Below are 17,889 nucleotides of genomic sequence, written 5' to 3' on the forward strand. Positions count from 1 at the left end.
ACAAGCCCATGAACAATTTAGCAAGTAAAGAAATAGCAGAAAGAACCAGCTTTTATAATTTATTTAAAGAATCTTCCTTAGACATTGAAGTTCCTATTATACAACGAGATTATGCTCAAGGTCGAAAGAGCAAATTTGAAGTAAGAGAAGGCTTTTTAAATGCATTATTTGAATATTTGGAAGAAGGGAAACCAAACAGAGATTTAGATTTTGTGTATGGAAGTCTTACTAATGGTGAAACCAAAAATTTCACACCACTTGACGGACAGCAACGTTTAACTACTCTATTCCTCTTACATTGGTATTTAGCACTCAGATCCGAAAATCTAGAAGCCTTCAAAGAAGTAATGCTTCATAACAATGAATCCAGGTTTACCTATCAAACTAGAACAAGTTCTAAAGAATTTTGTGATGCCCTACTCAACAATGACATTGACCTAGAAGATTTATTGGAACCCGATCAAGAAAAAAATAACAGTTTATCCAAAACTATTAAAAACAATGTGTGGTATTTTAGTTCTTGGAAATACGATTTAACCATACAGTCCATGCTAGTAATGCTGGATGCTATTCATGATAAGTTTTTCGATCATCCTGATTTTTATTATAAATTAATAGATACAGATAATCCTGTAATCACCTTTTTATTTTTAAACCTTCAAAAATTTTCACTGACCGATGACTTGTATCTAAAAATGAATGCAAGAGGTAAACCTTTAACAGATTTTGAAAATTTTAAAGCAAAACTTGAACAATATATTGAAGGAATAGACTGGGACAACAAACTATATACGTTGAACTTAAATAATGATTTAACAACACAGGTATCTACAAAAGATTATTTTTCGTACAAAATTGATACTAAATGGGCAGATTTTTTCTGGAAACACAGAAACAAACAACAGAATAACTTTGACACAGAAATCCTGAATTTCATTCGTTTAATATTTACCAATCAATATGCATTAAATACAAAAGACGAAAAGGATCCAAACCTGGAATTTTTGATTGGTTCAGCTATTGCAAAAAAAAGAGCAGATTATACAGATAATTTTACATTTAGCATATTTAAAAATTTGAATGCACTTACCAAAGAGGCGTTACTGAATTTAATTGATGCTCTGGATATTTTATCTAACCAAGAAACCAGTTTTTTCAATTCCTCTTTTTTTAGCGAAGACGAGTTATTAAAAAGCATTTTTAAAAATGAAGCTTCAGCAAAACAGAGAATTCTATTTTATGCTTTTATCGAGTTTTTAAACCAACCTAATTGCAATCATGGAAGTTTAAAAGAATGGTTAAGGGTTGTTTATAATTTGGTTGAAAATCGGGAATTCGATACTACCTCGGATTATGTAAAAGGCTTAAAAGAAGTGCTGTCTTTACTACCTAAAAGTAACAGTATTTTAAATCACTTAATTTCCGAGGATTTAAAAATAGGATTTTATGTAGGTGCCCAAATCTTAGAAGAACGCATTAAAGCGCATCTTATATTAAAGCATCCAGATTGGGAAACAACAATTAAAGACGCTGAAAAACATAGTTATTTTAAAGGTCAAATAGGTTTTTTACTGGAGTTTTCTGGGATTATCAAATATTTTGAAAGCAATAACAATTGTTACTGGTCCATTGAGGAAGATACTGAATATTACAAGAAATTTAATTTTTATAAAGAAAGAGGCGTTGCTGTTTTCAACTTCTTTAATTCCGATGAAAACTCAGAATATAATTTAGAAAGAGCTGTATTGAGCAAAGGTAATTACTTAGTAAATGCTTCCAGGTACAGAATGAATTTTTTAAGTACCAGTAAAAATCTTCGTGACTACAGTTGGAAAAGACTACTTAGATATAGCAAAACAGAGTATGAAAAAGAGAGAAGTTATTTAAAAGAGCTTTTTGATGATGAGCTATTTAAATCTAGTGATTTAAAAAAATCCCTTTCAGCTATTACTAGCAAAACCCAAATCTCCGATTGGAGGCAATATTTTATTGAAAATCCAAGGCTGTTGGAGTATTGTAGTCAAGGATTTATTTACAAGGAAGATGATAATATACTGCTGTATAATGCATCTCAAAGAAATCATAAGCATAAAGAAATGATTGTTCATGATTATTATTTAAGACACATAGAATCGCTTGATAAGACTCCTTTTACTATAGCCTATTCAACTGAAGAGAAAGCAGATGATTTTAAATCATATATCATTTTTGAAGGGTTTAACTTCAAAAAAGTTGAGTATCAATTGAAAATTAGCTTTAACAAGGAACAGGCTGAGATATCCTTTTATAATACAGATCAAATACAATTTAAATATCCAGATCAGTTAATCCATATACTAGAAAGCAATCCTTTCCAACTATATTCTATAGATGAATTTAATATTTGGAAAAAGGACTGCAAAATCCCTGTATTATTAGATCATATTAAACTTTTCTTTAGTCAATTACCTGTAAAATAAGCTTATCAATGAATTTAATCGGAAAGCCAGAAAGAGAATCTCAAAATCGGGTAGTCAAAATGTTCCAGGATGTTTTGAATTACGAGTATTTAGGTGATTGGGAGGATGACGTTCGCAACCAACCCATTGAAGAGGAAATTCTAAAAAAACACCTCATCAAAAGAGGCTATAGTAATTCATTAGCTAATAAAGCTGTCGACGAGTTGGTTTCTCAAGCTAAAAATTTAGGAAACGGCTTGTATGAGGCAAATAAAAAAGTATATCAATTACTAAGATATGGGGTATCCGTAAGAGAAGAACTCAGTCAGCCCAAGGAAACCGTTTGGTTAATTGATTGGAAGAATGTAGATAAAAATGACTTTGCCATTGCTGAAGAAGTAACAGTAAAAGGAACGTATACAAAACGTCCAGATATTGTTATTTATGTAAACGGCATTGCATTAGGTGTTATTGAGTTAAAGCGCAGTAAAGTAGGCATTGAGGAAGGCATCAGGCAAAACCTGGATAATCAAAAGCCTGAGTTTATTCAAAAGTTTTTTACCACCATGCAATTTGTTTTGGCAGGAAACGATACTCAGGGTATTAGGTATGGAACCATTGAAACTTCTGAGAAATATTATCTAAAGTGGAAAGAAGAGTCCGATAGAGAGTTTGATTATTTGTTGGATAAGCATCTGTATTTGCTATGCCAAAAGGAGCGCTTTCTAGAGTTAATTCATGATTTTGTGGTGTTCGATAAAGGCACCAAAAAGCTGTGCCGTCCCAATCAGTTTTTTGGTATTAAAGCAACCCAAAAAAACATCCATACAAAAACAGGAGGGATTATATGGCATACCCAAGGTTCTGGTAAATCATTAACCATGGTTTGGCTAACCAAATGGATTCGTGAGAATATTAGGGATAGTAGGGTACTCATAATTACTGATCGTGAAGAATTGGATGACCAGATAGAAAAATTATATACTGGTGTAGATGAGAGTATTTACAGAACCAAAAGCGGCAGGGATTTAATCAATGTATTGAATCATAAAACAGAGATGTTGGTTTGTAGTTTGGTTCATAAGTTTGGTAGACAACAGGAAGAAGGAGATTATGATGCCTACATAGAAGATCTTAAAGCAAATTTGGGGAGTGATTTTAAAGCAAAAGGCAATATCTATGTCTTTGTAGATGAATGTCACCGTACACAGTCTGGAAAACTTCACGACGCCATGAAGACGATTTTACCAGAGGCATTATTTATTGGGTTTACAGGGACCCCACTACTTAAAAAAGACAAACAAAAATCTATAGAGGTTTTTGGACCATATATTGGCAACCCCTATAAGTTTGATGAAGCGGTTGAAGATGGTGTTGTTTTGGATTTGTTGTATGAGGCCAGAGATGTAGAGCAATTTGTTACAGACCAGCAAAGTATTGATGAATGGTTTGATGCAGAAACAAAAGGCTTAACAGATGTAGCCAAAGTGGAGCTAAAAAAGCGTTGGGGCACCATGCAAAAGGTTTTGGGTTCAAAATCTAGGCTTGAAAAAGTGGTATTCGATATCATAAAAGATTTTAAAATAAAACCTAGACTTTCAACAGGCGAAGGCAATGCCATGTTAGTTTCGGGTTCTATTTATCAGGCCTGTAAGTACTATGAGTTATTTCAAAATAGTGGGTTCAAGGAATGTGCTATTATTACCTCATATCAGCCCCATCATGCACATATTAAAGGAGAAGCAACAGGAGAAGATAATCCTACCGATAAGCTTTTGAAATATGAGGTGTATACCAAAATGCTAAATGGTAAAACCACTGAAGAATTTGAATCAGAAGCTAAAGCAAAGTTTATCAAAGAGCCTAACAAAATGAAACTGCTCATTGTGGTAGACAAGCTTTTGATTGGTTTTGACGCCCCTTCGGCAACGTATCTATACATTGATAAGAAAATGCAGGACCACGGCCTTTTTCAAGCGATTTGCCGTGTTAACCGAGTGGACACAGAAGACAAAGAGTACGGTTATATTGTAGATTATAAAGACCTTTTTAAAAGCCTCCAGAAATCCATTACGGATTATACCTCTGAAGTATTCGATAATTTTGATGAAGAAGATGTACAGGGATTATTAAAAGATAGGCATAAAGAAAGTAAGGAAAGGTTAGAAACGGCTTTGGAAGTTGTAAGAGCCATGTGTGAACCTGTGCATCCTAAAGATGAACCCTCATTTATTAGATATTTCTGTGGGAATACGGAAAACCCAAATGATATAAAGGCAACAGAAGAGAAAAGAGCGACACTTTATAAAGCAGTGGTGGCATTAATTAGGGCATATTCCAATGTAGCCAATGAAATGCAAAAGCTTGGGTTTACTATTGCAGAAGCTGCTAAAATCAAAGAGGAAGTCCAATATTATTCAGATCTAAGGGATACCATAAAACAAGCCAGTGGAGATTATTTAGACTTTAAAAGGTTTGAACCTGGTATGCGTCAATTGATGGATATGTATTTGAATGCCAACGCCAGTAAAAAGATATCGGATTTTGAGAATAAAACCTTGGTAGAACTTATTGTTAAGCTTGGTGCTGAAGTAGACGCCAGTCCTGAAGGAAAAAGAAACAGCAAACAACAGGCCGTAGCAGAGACCATTGAAAATAATGTAAGAAAGGTAATTAATGAAGAAGCTCAAACCAATCCGAAGTATTATGAAAAAATGTCTAAACTCTTAGATGAAATCATTGCCTTGAGAAATCAAGAAGCTTTAGATTATAAAGAATACTTGGAGAAGATAAAAGAGTTGGCTGATAAAATAGTTACCCCATCATCTAGCTCCAATTATCCATCATCAATTGATACAAGAGCAAAGCAAGCTCTTTATGATAACTTAGACAATGATGAAGAGCTTACAGTATTATTGGATGAAGCCGTTAACTATAATAAACTAGACGGTTGGAGAGATGGTGGCATTAAAGAGAAAAAGCTTCGAATAGCCATAAGTAAGGTTGTTGAAGACCCTCAAAAAGTAATGGAGTTGATGGATATTATAAAAGCCCAGAATGAGTACTAGTGAAGAAACATTACAAATAGCAAATATTGAGATTGATGTGGTACGTAAAAACATCAAGAATATGCATCTCGCGGTCTATCCTCCTCATGGAAGAATAAGGTTAGCTGTACCACAGAAAACAGACAAAGAAGTCCTTAGATTATTTGCTATAAGCAAACTAGCATGGATAAAAAAACATGTCAAGAATTTTCAGGAGCAAGCTCGGGAAACAGTTAGAGATTATGTTTCTGGGGAAAGTCATTATTTTCAAGGGAGACGCTACATCCTTGAGGTTATAGAACATGATGGTTACAGTAAAGTAGAGCTTTCAGGAACAAAAACAATAGTTCTTAAAATTAAAAGCGGAGCTGCCAGAGAGGATAAATCTAAGGTGATGAAGGAATGGTACCGAAAACAATTAAAGCTTCAATTACCTGAACTTATAGAGAAATGGCAACATATTATTGGTGTACAAGCCAATGATTGGGGTATCAAGCAAATGAAAACCAAATGGGGAGCTTGCAATACCGATGCAAAACGAATTTGGTTAAACTTAGAGTTAGCTAAGAAACCTCAAATTTGTTTGGAGTATATACTAGTACATGAACTTGTACACTTACATGAAAGAAATCATAATGATAGGTTCATCAAACTAATGAATGAATTCATGCCTAAGTGGAGGCTTTATCGAGACGAATTAAACAGTTTGCCTATCATTCATAACGATTGGGGATATTAAGATGTTTAAATACTTTGAAAAATATAAGGATCAAGGAAGTTTTGAGTTTTTGCAGTCGGATAACCTAAATAGCGTTTGCAATATTCCTAAAGGAATTAATAGCGGACTATACATAATTTTCGCCAATGAGGTTACACTTGACAACCTGATTTATATAGGAATATCAGGACGAGAAGGACGGTCTGGAGAAATTATACATCGAAAAGATGGCTTAAGAGGCAGAATTGTAAAAGGCAAACAATTTGGTGAGGCTCGTCGCAAATCTTGGCCACTGAAAATGAAAGAAGATGGCATTGACAAAATAATTGTTAATTGGTATGTAACTCATGGGCATCACAATTATGATATCCCTAGACCTTTGGAAGAAAAGTTACTAGCCCTCTTACATTTAAAAAATAATAAATTACCTCTTTGGAACAAAGAAATTTAAAGCCCTTAAAACAATTTTCATTCCACAATTGGGTAGTTTATTTGCCCCCAGTCTTCCTTATGGTTAGTAATTAAAATATCAATGATGATAGGCATTAAAAATTCCAAAATTTGACTGGCATCATTTACCTGCGAACGGTTTAATTTACTTTGATAAGTGGCACCCCCATGAATTAACTGATTGCGGACCGTATAGAGCCTATCAAGAACAACTTCCAATAATTTAGATACCTGCTGGTGAGCCAAATAGTTCCTGGAATTTACTATGGACCGCTTGAAAAGAGTTTCCCAATCTACCTTCTCCCCTCTTTGAGCATCCCAGAATTGCTTATAAGCAAATTTATTATCGATCAGTAATCGTATTGGACCTGAAAATTTAAACCACAACAATTGAAAGAATTTTTCATCCTTGTCGAACTCTACTAACTTATTGATAAAACCTCTAAAACGCTTTTTTTCGGATAGCGTATTACCATGAGCATCACTGTGGGCATAACAAGCATTAAAAGCAATCCAAAGAGTTATAAATTTTAAATCTGGATTATCATGCTGCTCTTCGGAACATTTCAGCCAACTTATAGCCCTATGCAAACGAATACGATCATTTTGATCGCCATCTATCTCCTTCAATTTTGATTTTAAATGAGAGGCTTCAATAATCTCTATTTGGGTATCTAAGTTTTTCATATTTGCAGACCAATAGTATTACCACTTAAAAGTATCAAATTTTATTGAACCCAAAGGTGAATTAACCTACAAATACATGGATAATACCTGCAAATATCGAATTCTTCCTGTCTAGATTTTAAGAGATATATTCACACTTTGAGCATTGTACTCACTGAATGCAGAATATAAAAGGTTAAATTAAACCTTATTTAACCTTTTATTTGAAATATTAGTACTTAATATTCAACCAATACCGAGTCCCTTTTAAAGCTCCAGTTTTTAAAAGAATACCTTTATCCAACAAGTCTTTGAGGTCACGTGTAGCGGTGGAGGCTGATGTTTTCGCAATTCGGGTGTAGTTTTCTGCGCTTAACCCTCCTATAAAACCTTGTGGACCCGTAGCAAACAAACGGTTGATGACTTTTAATTGGCGTTCATTGATTTGCTTGGAATACCTATCAAAGAACTTAGCCTTTTCAATGATAAAGTCAATAAGTTTGAGTGTGTCCTCTTGGGCATCCAAAATGGTTTGGCCAAAATAGAGTAGCCAATCCGTAACCTCGCACCTTTTATTATTATTAGCTAAAGCATCATAATAGGCATTTTTATGGGCTTCAATGGTTTTGGAAAGGGTAATTAAGGCGGGCTGTCCAATACTCAAGGAAATAGACTTTTCTGCCAATGCACGGGCAATACGTCCATTCCCATCTTCAAATGGGTGGATGCTTACAAAATATAAATGGGCAATCCCAGCTTTGGCAAGGGGTAATAAAGTTTCATTTCCTAGCGTATGCACTTGATTGAACCAATCTACAAATTGCGTCATTTCTTTCTGCATTTCATCAGATGGTGGCGCTTCAAAATGGACCGTTGGTCTATCCAGCCGTCCCGAAACCACTTGCATCGGATCTTCATGGGTACGATAAGCTCCAATATCGATTAAATCACGTCTGCCATTGGTAAGCATTTTATGCCAATCAAATAATAATTCATGTGTAAGTGTATCACTGTAGTTTCTATAGAGATCCACCATCATTTCAGAAATACCAAACTCCGCAGGAGGCACTCTCTTTTTATCAACGCTTAAGCCAAGATTCCTCTTAATTGATGATTGTATACTATCTCTATCCAAGTACTCCCCTTCTATCTCAGATGTTTTAAGGGCTTCATTAGATAAAACTTCAATTATAAACTGGTCTCGTTCACCGTCACTAACATGCCTAAAAGCTCCCAAAACAATGCCTATATTTTTAGAAAACTGAAGTTCCAATGCTTTTAAGGCGTCTTCATCATAGCTAAAATGAGGCCATTCTTTAGACTGCCAATTCCAAATGTTTCGTGACATGAGCTATATTTTACAACTTTATAGCTCAAATATAGTCAAAATTTGAGCTATAAAATATCTTTTTTTAGCTCAAAAGACATAAATCTTCACATTTGTGAAACCATTTGGCCTTTATATTTTGTTTAAAAAGGAGATATAATTTGTTAGAAGTCCTCTAATTTGCTCAGCAGCCACAGGGTTTGCAGAATGAACTTTGAACTTAAGATTTCTTAAGTCAAGCCCTGACTCATAAACCAACCATTTGGCCGCAGCCAATCCATCGGGGGCAACCTCACCATGGTCATCCAGTCCTAAATCATTGTCAAAACTTATAAAGTCAGGTAAGCCATTTGTCATGATATAGCCTACAAATTCCTCATAAGTCCGTACAATATCAAAATTAGCTACCATTTCCTCGTCATAGACCATATCCACCGTCCTGACATCATCTAAAAATAGTTTTTCATTCTTCATTTTGAAAATCATCCAAAAGTTCTTCCATGGCAATCAGAAACTGATTCCGTAAGGACATCCCATCCTTTAACATTGCCACTCTCCAAGTAATTTTGCTGAAGGAGCGAATCTCGCAATTCAATAGATCTGGTTGCAATTGATTTTGAGCCACAGCAATAAGTTTACGCTGTCTAATATACGGTATTCTTTCTCCAACCAATTGTTGCAACCGAACATCAGTATTAAGAAAAAACAAAATACTAACATTAGAAGAATTAATTTGGAAATATTCCAAAGGAATATCCTCGTTTCCGTCTGAATATTGTTTCCCAGGAACCACTGTAATGTTATCCAAGACCGCTTTTGGGGCCACACACTTAAAAAAGCTTTCTTTAATAAAGTCATAACTAAATAGACGTTCCATTTTTTCGAAAGAGGTGAGGTCCTCAAAATGCTTAACCATAAAAACTAATATATAAATTCACTCCTAAGGTTTTCAGTCCCAATTACCCGCAACTAGAAAAAAAAAGAGCACCGTTGCTTTCCTTACATTTTACGCATTTTCATTATTCCTTCTTATTGAGAAATTGTATCAATAAGCGCACTTTTCTCTACTCCATTATCATAAACTTGCAGAAGGACACTACTCACTTAATAACATAACTGTCCAAAAAACACTTTCACTTCCTCCTCGAAAACCTCCAACGGTATCCGATGTGCGAGATCGTTACGCAGATGGATCTGATATTCTGGTTGCAAATCCACGGTATTAGCCAAAAACCGAAGTGTTTCCCTCGGGTCCACTACTTCATCTGCACACCCCAACACAATTTGTTTGAAATTACTCTTTTGCTGTTCCATTTCAGGAACTAATTGTTGCACCGAGCGATGAGCTATGGCAGGATTAAACAATAGTGCTGGTCGCTGTAACGCATTGGAAATATAATAACCTGCAAAACCTCCCATACTACTCCCAATAACCACATTAATATCTATTTCCTGATACTTCTCAACTATACTCAAAATACTATTAGGATCCGATTCATAATCAATTGATGGCGAATATACAGTCCCATAACTTTCCAAAATAGTTCGTTTTTCAGGACTCAAACTACCATTAAGTCCGTGTAGGTATAATATGTTCATAGTGAAATTTGTTTTAAAATGTCATTAACTTTTACTGATACAAAAGTGAAACATATGTTCGCCAAAACATGTCGGACTAACCTTAAATTTATGTCCGACACAATTTGACGGAGTAAAGAATTTACTTTACTACAAAATAAATAATTATGAAACTTATAGAACTTATAAGCAAAAACGAATGGATAGATGTCAAACCTATTTTGATTGAACTATTTTCAAAAGAAAATAGAACATATCAATTAAAAGCTTACGAATTTGTTTATTCCAAACTTCAAAAAATGAAAACAATTCCAAGTAAGGACACCATTATATTGGAACGAGTTTGTACCCCAGAAGAAGAATTTGTCGATGTTTACAGTATAAAACCTACAGACAAAGAAAATTGGGCTTTAGATTTTGTGCCATGGCAGGAATGCTTAGGCATGAATATTAGCACAAAATCTTTATCTGAGTTCAATGAACTGGAAATTATTAGCTTTTGTCTCTACGAAATGACATTTTATGGCTTTTCTCAATCAAAAATTAAAGAACAGTTTGATCAATTTATAAAAGGTTCAGATGTAATTGATAAAAAATACTCATAAATCATTACCATAGCAAGGGTGTCCATTTCACAGTATTTCAAGAGACCTTTGGAAATAGCCTCACGTTCTTGATCCATCATGGTTTCAAACTGCAACTTACTATAGGCTGTTAAAGCGGCCCCACCATCGGCAATCATTCCCATGTCGGATACCAAGGTTTCCAAATCCTCATCACTCCAGTTGTCAAATAAAGGAGGTAAGGTTTTATACGGACTTTTCACCTTACCATTTTCAAGGGTAATAAACACGTGGTCTTTACTAAAATTTTTACTGCTCACTTCTATATCCGAAAGTGGCTGTGAGTATTTGGCCTTTAAAAAGTCACTGGAATTTAAAACAGCTGGCAACACCGCTTTGATAGAAATAGATCCTTGGGTGGCTGGTTCATAATAGAAGTTTTTCACTACTTGAAACAAATCAATCATATCCCGTTCACCACTCCATGAATTTGGATTACTTCCTGTGGTATGCGTAATATCCCGTATAAAACCTTGGAGTACTTCCTTGTCTGCTTCGTCAGAATCCTCCAGTTGTAGATAGATTTGGTTAAGAACAGTATTTTCATGATTATGATACCTAAAAATACTGCCACTATTTGTTTCTAAAGCCGCCTTTAAAGCCCTTACAAAATCAAAATTTGGGAACACACCTACTTGGGCATTCAAATACTCCGTTTTGTGCTCTACGCTACCATCTTCATATACCATATGGTGTGAAAACTGAAAAGCCGTTTGTTCATAAGGACGTCTTCCCTTTGTAAATGGCAAGGCTACCATAGAAGTTTCAAAATCGATAAAGTTCAAAGGGTAAACCCAAGTAGCCATTTCTTCCCTCAAACCGTCTAGTTCAAAATAAGGGTCTTTGTTCAGCTCCTGTGTTTTGACAATTTGGATCCATTGCCGTTCGCTATTGGAAATTTTACCAGCTTCGAGGTTCAAATTAACATCAGATTCCTGTAAATCTTCCATAAACAAAGTGCCATTTTCCATAATTTTTTTAGCGCCCCTAAAGTTCCAAACGTCATAGACCTTTGGTTGGGTTACCTGTGATGGCCTGAGCTGTGTTTGAGAAGTCCAGCATTCATGGAAGCCGCTTTTATGGGTATCGGTTGGAGTTTCTGTGTAAAATTCACACCCCTTACAATGATGTCCAATAGGCTGGTTAATTTTGACGTCGTTTTGATAATGGTCCCTAAAGTGGATAACGGTGTCTTCAAAAGTCAAACCATCAAACAAAGGGTTGCTGCCAAGAATCAAATCAATTTCATTTTGAACAGGAATATTGGCTAGTAAAGGAGTGCCCAAATCTTCTAAGGTCAAACCCTCTTTTTTAGTTATTCCCGTTCTCAAATCAGAGTTTTTACTGATTTTAAAGCATTGATTAATCCCGTCAACAGAAGCTATGGCATCTTTATTTACCAATTTTAGATATGGTCTGATTTGCCATTCTGGATAAGCTTTTTGGATGACATAGTTTTGAAAGGCAATATCATACAAATAGGCAGTCCATTCACCATTTAAGCCTCCCCTTGCTCCAATAAAGCTGTCGTGAGTTAGGCCATTTATGGATTTCGCTTTTACTTCAATAAGTTGGACCTTGTCTCCTTTTTTCTCCAAAATATCCACCCGTATAAATAGGCCCTCATATAAAAAGGCGGCTTCAAAAATAACCACATTCTCTTGTTGTAGCAGTGTTGCAGTTTTTTGAACCAATAGCTCATAATTCCAATCGTCTCCAAGAATGGCGATGCCCTCTGGATAATACATTCTGGCCAATTCCTCGACTTGGAAACCTCCTTCTGCCAAGGCTTCTAGAAAGGGATCGCTTTCACTTTGGTCTTCATATTCTGGTTTACGGGTATAAAATAATTTTGTAGGGCAATCTAATGCCAGTTTAAAGCGTGATTTGGTTAAATACCTTTGGTTGGTTGTAGTCATAATTACTGATATTTCTTATAAATCTGTTCAATTGCGTTTTTGATATGCTCTCGGTACCGTTGGGGAGCAATCACCTCAACCTCCAGACTCATTTTAAAAATCTGGATATCCAATTCATAATTCGGGATAAGGCGATAGGACACTCTCGAAAAGCCATCTTCTGGATCAGGCACTACTCGTTGCGATGAATGCAAAGGCAAACTTTCAAGGTATTTAAGATGGTTATTGTTTACCTTCAATACAATCTCCTCCTGTTGCTTTCCACTATAATTAAGACCAATGATATTATCAAATTGGGCCAATTGATCTTCAAAATCTTTTGTTTTGATCTTGCTCAAGCCAGTCAGTTTGGTCTGTTCCATTCGGTCAATCCCAAAAGAGCGGATCTCATCCATACCATCGGGTACTCCAATCACATACCATCTGTTCATATATTCTTTAATAATCAAAGGGGTTATGGTATAGGCTTTACGGGTATCGTTATAGTAATTGTAATGAGTGAAGGATAGTTGCCTATTCTCCTTAATCCCTCTTAAAATCACCTCCAAATTATCCAACCCCTTCAATTGGTTGCTATCGTCAAAATGGACATACCCGAAAATATCCCGACTGTCCTTAAGTCCATCCGTAAATACATCAGCTAGGGTAACAAACTCGATAAACCGAAAAAATGAAGCCACATCCATACTATTCTCGCGGTCTATATAATAACTGTTTGTTCCCTTTTGATAACTAATTTCCAAACCAAAGTCCGTTCGTATCTTGCTGAGGTCCCGTTCAAAAGTGCGCTCAGAGACCTGGCAATCCTTTTCCTCTAAAAATTGAAGAAGCTCTTCCTTAGTGGCTGTTTCACGATCCTTTAGATATTGTATAATAAAACTTAAACGTCTTGGGATTTCATATGTTGACATAGTGTAAAAGTATATCTTATGTCCGCCAAACCTTGACGGCCTTGTGAAAATAGCAATAATAATGGTGAACGACATCATTTGGCGGGTGTATAAACGTCTTTTGCAGTTGAGTTCATAACCAACCCCAAAATTCAAGGCTAGCAAAACTGTATGGAGAAGTCATTGCGCATTAAGCTATACGGCGAATCATTTAAAATCCATAAACTTAAAATTGACGATAAGGACTATAGAAAATGCCAATCAGTAGCTGAGCTACTCAAACAGCCACTAGAAATGGCTTTGATCAACATTGATTTCTTTAGATTATTGAACCATCCAGATTTGAGCTCCATTAATGATCTTATAGAAAAATCCTTTGGAGGTTTAATCAATAACCCCAAGAATAGTATAGAAATAACCTGGGGAAGAAAAAGAGTGGCAAAGTTTACAATCAATGATCTTTTGTTGACCAATACCCTATTTCCTTTGTATAATTCCAAAATATACCAAGTCGACACAGAAAATATGCTTTCTGGAATATATCTTATGGAACGGGAAATTGGATTGATAGGGCAATACGAAACCGTGGTGAATGATTTTAATTTCGATCACCTTCAATTCCATTTAACAAAAAGTAATTTTCAAAACACTGCCCTCGAACTGTTGAATTTCGTTACCTTTAATGGATCTAGGATGCAAATATCCAAAACCGATTGCCTATTGAGGCATCAACAAGCATTTAGGTGCAAATAAATTAAATATTATTCAAGAAATGGTTGCCCCCAATGTTGTAACCCCTAAAAACAAAAAACCCAAAAACTCCTTTATTTACAAGGGTTTTCGGGTTATTTTCGTGGTCCCACCTGGGCTCGAACCAGGGACTTTCTGATTATGAGTCAGATACTCTAACCAACTGAGTTATAGGACCTGAAATTGGAGTGCAATATTACTACTAATTTTATTATACTGCAAACCTTTTTTTAATTACTTGAGGTCTTGGCAAAGCTCCACTAACACACCGTTTGTGGATTTGGGATGCAAAAACGCCACTAACTTATTGTCAGCCCCTTTTTTAGGTATTGGGTTCAAAACAGTAAAGCCTTCTTTGGTTAGTCGCGCAATTTCCTGTTCAATATCATCCACCGCAAAAGCGATATGGTGGATTCCTTCTCCCTTCCTCTCTATAAACTTGGCAATGGCGCTATCTGGATTACTCGCTTCCAACAGCTCTATCTTGTTGGGACCCGATTGGAAAAAAGAGGTCTTCACTCCTTCGCTTTCCACAGTTTCCTCTTTATACTTTGGTACACCCAATAAGGCTTCAAACAAAGGATTGGACACTTCCAAATCCTTAACGGCAATACCAATGTGTTCTATTTTATTCATTTTAAGTTTGTTTTCTTTCTGAGAGTCAAATTTAATGGGACTAAAAATAAGATATTCCTCAAATATGCTCTATTTTTGCAGTGTATTTCCTAATTTATAAAACCTAAACACGTTGGAAGAGAGTCAAAGACAGAAAAAAATTGGAGGTGTTTTACAGGAAGATCTTGTAGACGTATTACAGGGAGCTGCCACAAAAGGCGGCCTTAGAGGCATTATTATTTCGGTAAGCAAGGTTAAAGTCACTACAGATTTATCCGTTGCCAAAGTCTATTTAAGCATTTTCCCTAACGACAAAGGTCAGGAACTTTTAGAAGGTATTCGTTCCAACACACCATTGATTCGTCACGAATTGGCACAGCGCACCAAAAATCAATTACGCCGTATGCCTAATTTGGAATTCTTTATCGATGATTCTTTGGAATATATAGACCGCATTGAAAAGTCGCTAAAAGGCGAAGAAAACCCTATACAAAATCCAGACCTTCTGGATAAACGTAAAAAATCATAATCATCACCACTCCACTCGGAGTGGTTTTTTCTTTAGTACTGTCTTTTCGATTATTATCTTTTTTCGCCTTAAATTACGGCCATGAATGTATCCCTTTACATTGCCAAACGCTACCTGTTTTCCAAAAGCAGTAATAATGCCATCAATATCATGACCCTTATTGCGGCCTCTGGTATTGTAATTGCCTCAGCCGCCCTGTTTATTGTCCTTTCGGGATTTGCTGGCTTAAAGGATTTTAGTCTTCAGTTTACTTCCTATGTAGATCCTGACCTTAAAATACTTCCCTCAAAAGGGAAATCCTTTCAATTTACTGAACAGGATTCTTTGGAACTTTCCAACATTGAAGGTGTGGCACTCTTTTCCGAAATCATAGAGGAACATGTTATTCTGGAATTTGATAACAAACGAAAATTGGCCACCCTTAAAGGTGTTGACGAACATTATACCCAAGTGACCCATATTGATTCTATGGTTGCTTATGGATTTTGGTTTGAAAAAGGAACGGATCAAGTGGTTTGCGGATGGGGTATTTCCAGCAGTTTGTCTTTGGGCGTTTTAGATTATGCCAAGCAACTTAAAATTTATGTACCTAAACCAGGAACGGGTCAAATTACTTCTGTAAAAGGCGCTTTTAATTTTATAAATGCTGTGAATACAGGGGTTTTTCAAATCAATGAAGATTTAGACAATACCTATGTCTACTCCAATTTAGAAACCGCTAAATTTCTATTGAACTACAGCGACAACCAAATCAGTAGTATTGAACTAAAACTACATCCAAATGCTAATGAAGCGCAGATAAGACAAGCTCTAAACGACACGTTTGGAGACCGTTTTATCATTAAAAACAGAACAGAGCTTAACGACTCACTCAACAAAATGCTCAACTCTGAAAACTTGTTTGTATACCTGGTCTTCACTTTGGTAATTGCTATTGCCCTGTTCAACGTTATAGGATCACTTATCATGATGATTTTGGACAAAAAGGAGTCCTTACACACCCTTTTTAATTTGGGGACACCTACCAATGCCATAAAGCGTATTTTCTTCCTTCAGGGAAGTTTAATGACGGTTTTGGCAGGTATCACTGGAATTGTGATTGGATTTATTCTAGTGATATTGCAACAGCAATTCAGTTTGGTCATGATTACCCCATCATTACCCTACCCCGTAGTTATACAACCTATCAACTTTGTTGTGGTATTTGTAACGGTAGGACTTCTAGGAGTGGTCGCTTCCAAAATTGCTTCTGGAAGAATATCGAAAGCTTTAGTTAGACAAACTGGTAATTAGAAAACTGATCCAACACCTCATCAAAAGCATCGAATACATCCTTGGCATCATCACTGGTTACCATTTTGGTTCGGTATTCCTTGAAGTTTGGAATTCCCTTAAAATAATTGGTATAGTGACGTCTGGTTTCAAAAACGCCTAACTTTTCACCTTTCCAATCGATGGCCATTTGCAGGTGACGTCTAGCCGCTTCCACACGCTCTTCCAATGAAATTGGTGCTAAGTGCTCCCCTGTGTTGAAAAAGTGCTTTACCTGTTTGAAAAACCATGGATTCCCAATGGTTGCACGACCAATCATACAGCCATCCAAACCATAGCTATCACGCATTTCCATAGCGCGCTCAGGAGTGTCTACATCTCCATTTCCAAATACTGGAATGTGCATTCGTGGATTGTTTTTCACCTCAGCAATCGGGCGCCAATCGGCATTACCCTTGTACATTTGCGCTCTGGTACGGCCATGGATAGAAATAGCTTTACAGCCCACATCCTGAAGACGTTCGGCAACCTCTACAATCCTAATAGAGTCGTGGTCCCAACCTAAACGGGTCTTCACGGTAATGGGCAAATTGGTACGCTTCACCATTTCGGCTGTCAAGGTTTCCATTAAGCATACATCCTTAAGGATTCCTGCTCCAGCTCCTTTACTTACCACCTTCTTTACGGGACACCCAAAATTGATGTCAATCATATCCGGATTGGACTTTTCAACAATATCAATGGTTTGGAGCATACTGTCTAAATTGGCACCAAAAATCTGAATGCCTACAGGACGCTCCTTCTCGTAAATATCCAGTTTCATGGTACTTTTAGCCGCATCGCGAATAAGTCCTTCACTTGAAATAAATTCCGTAAACACCACATCTGCCCCCTGCTCCTTGCACAACGCACGAAACGGTGGATCACTTACATCTTCCATAGGTGCCAAAAGCAACGGAAAATCAGGAAGTTCTATATTGCCAATTTTTACCATAATAGCCCATTTTGGTGCAAAATTACATCTTTTTGGCTAATCCACTTCTATTCCAATAAAATAGTACTGTAGT

Annotated in this window: 17 protein-coding genes and 1 tRNA gene; 8 read left to right on the forward strand and 10 right to left on the reverse strand. The window is 36.2% G+C overall.

What is annotated here, in order from left to right; genetic code table 11:
• The first annotated feature begins 8 nt into the window (after nt 1-8).
• The 4 genes from AC6I5C_RS02255 to AC6I5C_RS02270 are packed head-to-tail and all read left to right on the forward strand — an operon-like array spanning nt 9 to nt 6,654.
• A complete protein-coding gene (locus AC6I5C_RS02255; RefSeq protein WP_497903749.1) occupies nt 9-2,459 on the forward strand; it encodes a GmrSD restriction endonuclease domain-containing protein in 2,451 nt (816 codons plus the stop codon).
• Between the two features lie 8 nt (nt 2,460-2,467).
• Entirely contained in the window at nt 2,468-5,506 is a 3,039-nt protein-coding gene (locus tag AC6I5C_RS02260; RefSeq protein WP_497903750.1) for a type I restriction endonuclease subunit R, read from the forward strand.
• Nucleotides 5,496-6,224, forward strand: coding sequence for a M48 family metallopeptidase (locus AC6I5C_RS02265; protein WP_497903751.1), 729 nt, complete (start codon nt 5,496-5,498; stop codon nt 6,222-6,224). The genes AC6I5C_RS02260 and AC6I5C_RS02265 overlap by 11 nt, the downstream gene beginning before the upstream one ends.
• 1 nt (nt 6,225) lies before the next feature.
• Nucleotides 6,226-6,654, forward strand: a complete 429-nt coding sequence (locus tag AC6I5C_RS02270; RefSeq protein WP_497903752.1) for a hypothetical protein — start codon at nt 6,226-6,228, stop codon at nt 6,652-6,654.
• 17 nt (nt 6,655-6,671) lie between these two features.
• Here AC6I5C_RS02270 and AC6I5C_RS02275 read toward each other — a convergent pair whose 3' ends face one another.
• The 5 genes from AC6I5C_RS02275 to AC6I5C_RS02295 form a co-directional block, all read right to left on the reverse strand.
• A complete protein-coding gene (locus AC6I5C_RS02275; RefSeq protein ID WP_497903753.1) occupies nt 6,672-7,340 on the reverse strand; it encodes a hypothetical protein in 669 nt (222 codons plus the stop codon).
• Between the two features lie 211 nt (nt 7,341-7,551).
• Nucleotides 7,552-8,667, reverse strand: coding sequence for a Fic family protein (locus AC6I5C_RS02280; RefSeq protein ID WP_497903754.1), 1,116 nt, complete (start codon nt 8,665-8,667; stop codon nt 7,552-7,554).
• 111 nt (nt 8,668-8,778) lie between these two features.
• Nucleotides 8,779-9,120 (reverse strand): cyclic-phosphate processing receiver domain-containing protein, encoded by a 342-nt coding sequence (locus tag AC6I5C_RS02285; protein WP_497903755.1) that lies wholly within the window; start codon nt 9,118-9,120, stop codon nt 8,779-8,781.
• Complete coding sequence (locus AC6I5C_RS02290; protein WP_497903756.1) at nt 9,110-9,523, reverse strand: hypothetical protein; 414 nt, start codon at nt 9,521-9,523, stop codon at nt 9,110-9,112. The genes AC6I5C_RS02285 and AC6I5C_RS02290 overlap by 11 nt, the downstream gene beginning before the upstream one ends.
• Nucleotides 9,524-9,750: 227 nt before the next feature.
• Nucleotides 9,751-10,245 (reverse strand): YqiA/YcfP family alpha/beta fold hydrolase, encoded by a 495-nt coding sequence (locus AC6I5C_RS02295; protein ID WP_497903757.1) that lies wholly within the window; start codon nt 10,243-10,245, stop codon nt 9,751-9,753.
• A 146-nt stretch (nt 10,246-10,391) separates the two neighbouring features.
• Here AC6I5C_RS02295 and AC6I5C_RS02300 point away from each other — a divergent pair, with 146 nt between their 5' ends.
• A complete protein-coding gene (locus AC6I5C_RS02300) occupies nt 10,392-10,829 on the forward strand; it encodes a DUF6557 family protein (protein ID WP_497903758.1) in 438 nt (145 codons plus the stop codon).
• Here AC6I5C_RS02300 and AC6I5C_RS02305 read toward each other — a convergent pair.
• Together AC6I5C_RS02305 and AC6I5C_RS02310 are read right to left on the reverse strand one after the other, a co-directional pair.
• Nucleotides 10,784-12,766 carry a DUF2779 domain-containing protein gene (locus AC6I5C_RS02305; RefSeq protein WP_497903759.1) on the reverse strand — a complete coding sequence of 661 codons (1,983 nt, stop codon included), beginning with the start codon at nt 12,764-12,766 and terminating at the stop codon, nt 10,784-10,786. The genes AC6I5C_RS02300 and AC6I5C_RS02305 overlap by 46 nt on opposite strands.
• A gap of 2 nt (nt 12,767-12,768) precedes the next feature.
• Nucleotides 12,769-13,677 carry a helix-turn-helix transcriptional regulator gene (locus AC6I5C_RS02310; RefSeq protein ID WP_497903760.1) on the reverse strand — a complete coding sequence of 303 codons (909 nt, stop codon included), beginning with the start codon at nt 13,675-13,677 and terminating at the stop codon, nt 12,769-12,771.
• Between the two features lie 150 nt (nt 13,678-13,827).
• On the opposite strand from AC6I5C_RS02310, the gene AC6I5C_RS02315 reads away from it, so the two are divergent.
• Entirely contained in the window at nt 13,828-14,409 is a 582-nt protein-coding gene (locus tag AC6I5C_RS02315; RefSeq protein WP_497903761.1) for a hypothetical protein, read from the forward strand.
• A gap of 101 nt (nt 14,410-14,510) precedes the next feature.
• Here the strand turns inward: AC6I5C_RS02315 and AC6I5C_RS02320 are convergent.
• Nucleotides 14,511-14,584, reverse strand: a tRNA-Ile gene (locus AC6I5C_RS02320).
• A gap of 56 nt (nt 14,585-14,640) precedes the next feature.
• Nucleotides 14,641-15,042, reverse strand: coding sequence for a methylmalonyl-CoA epimerase (gene mce / locus AC6I5C_RS02325; RefSeq protein ID WP_497903762.1), 402 nt, complete (start codon nt 15,040-15,042; stop codon nt 14,641-14,643).
• Between the two features lie 112 nt (nt 15,043-15,154).
• On the opposite strand from mce, the gene rbfA reads away from it, so the two are divergent.
• The gene (gene rbfA, locus AC6I5C_RS02330) at nt 15,155-15,550 is read left to right on the forward strand and encodes a 30S ribosome-binding factor RbfA (RefSeq protein WP_053976570.1); all 396 of its coding nucleotides are present in this window, start codon (nt 15,155-15,157) and stop codon (nt 15,548-15,550) included.
• Between the two features lie 81 nt (nt 15,551-15,631).
• Nucleotides 15,632-16,843, forward strand: coding sequence for an ABC transporter permease (locus AC6I5C_RS02335; RefSeq protein ID WP_497903763.1), 1,212 nt, complete (start codon nt 15,632-15,634; stop codon nt 16,841-16,843).
• Here AC6I5C_RS02335 and dusB read toward each other — a convergent pair.
• Nucleotides 16,824-17,816, reverse strand: a complete 993-nt coding sequence (dusB, locus tag AC6I5C_RS02340) for a tRNA dihydrouridine synthase DusB (RefSeq protein ID WP_497903764.1) — start codon at nt 17,814-17,816, stop codon at nt 16,824-16,826. The genes AC6I5C_RS02335 and dusB overlap by 20 nt on opposite strands.
• Between the last annotated feature and the right edge of the window lie 73 nt (nt 17,817-17,889).

This window comes from Mangrovimonas sp. sgz306409 (assembly GCF_059735265.1).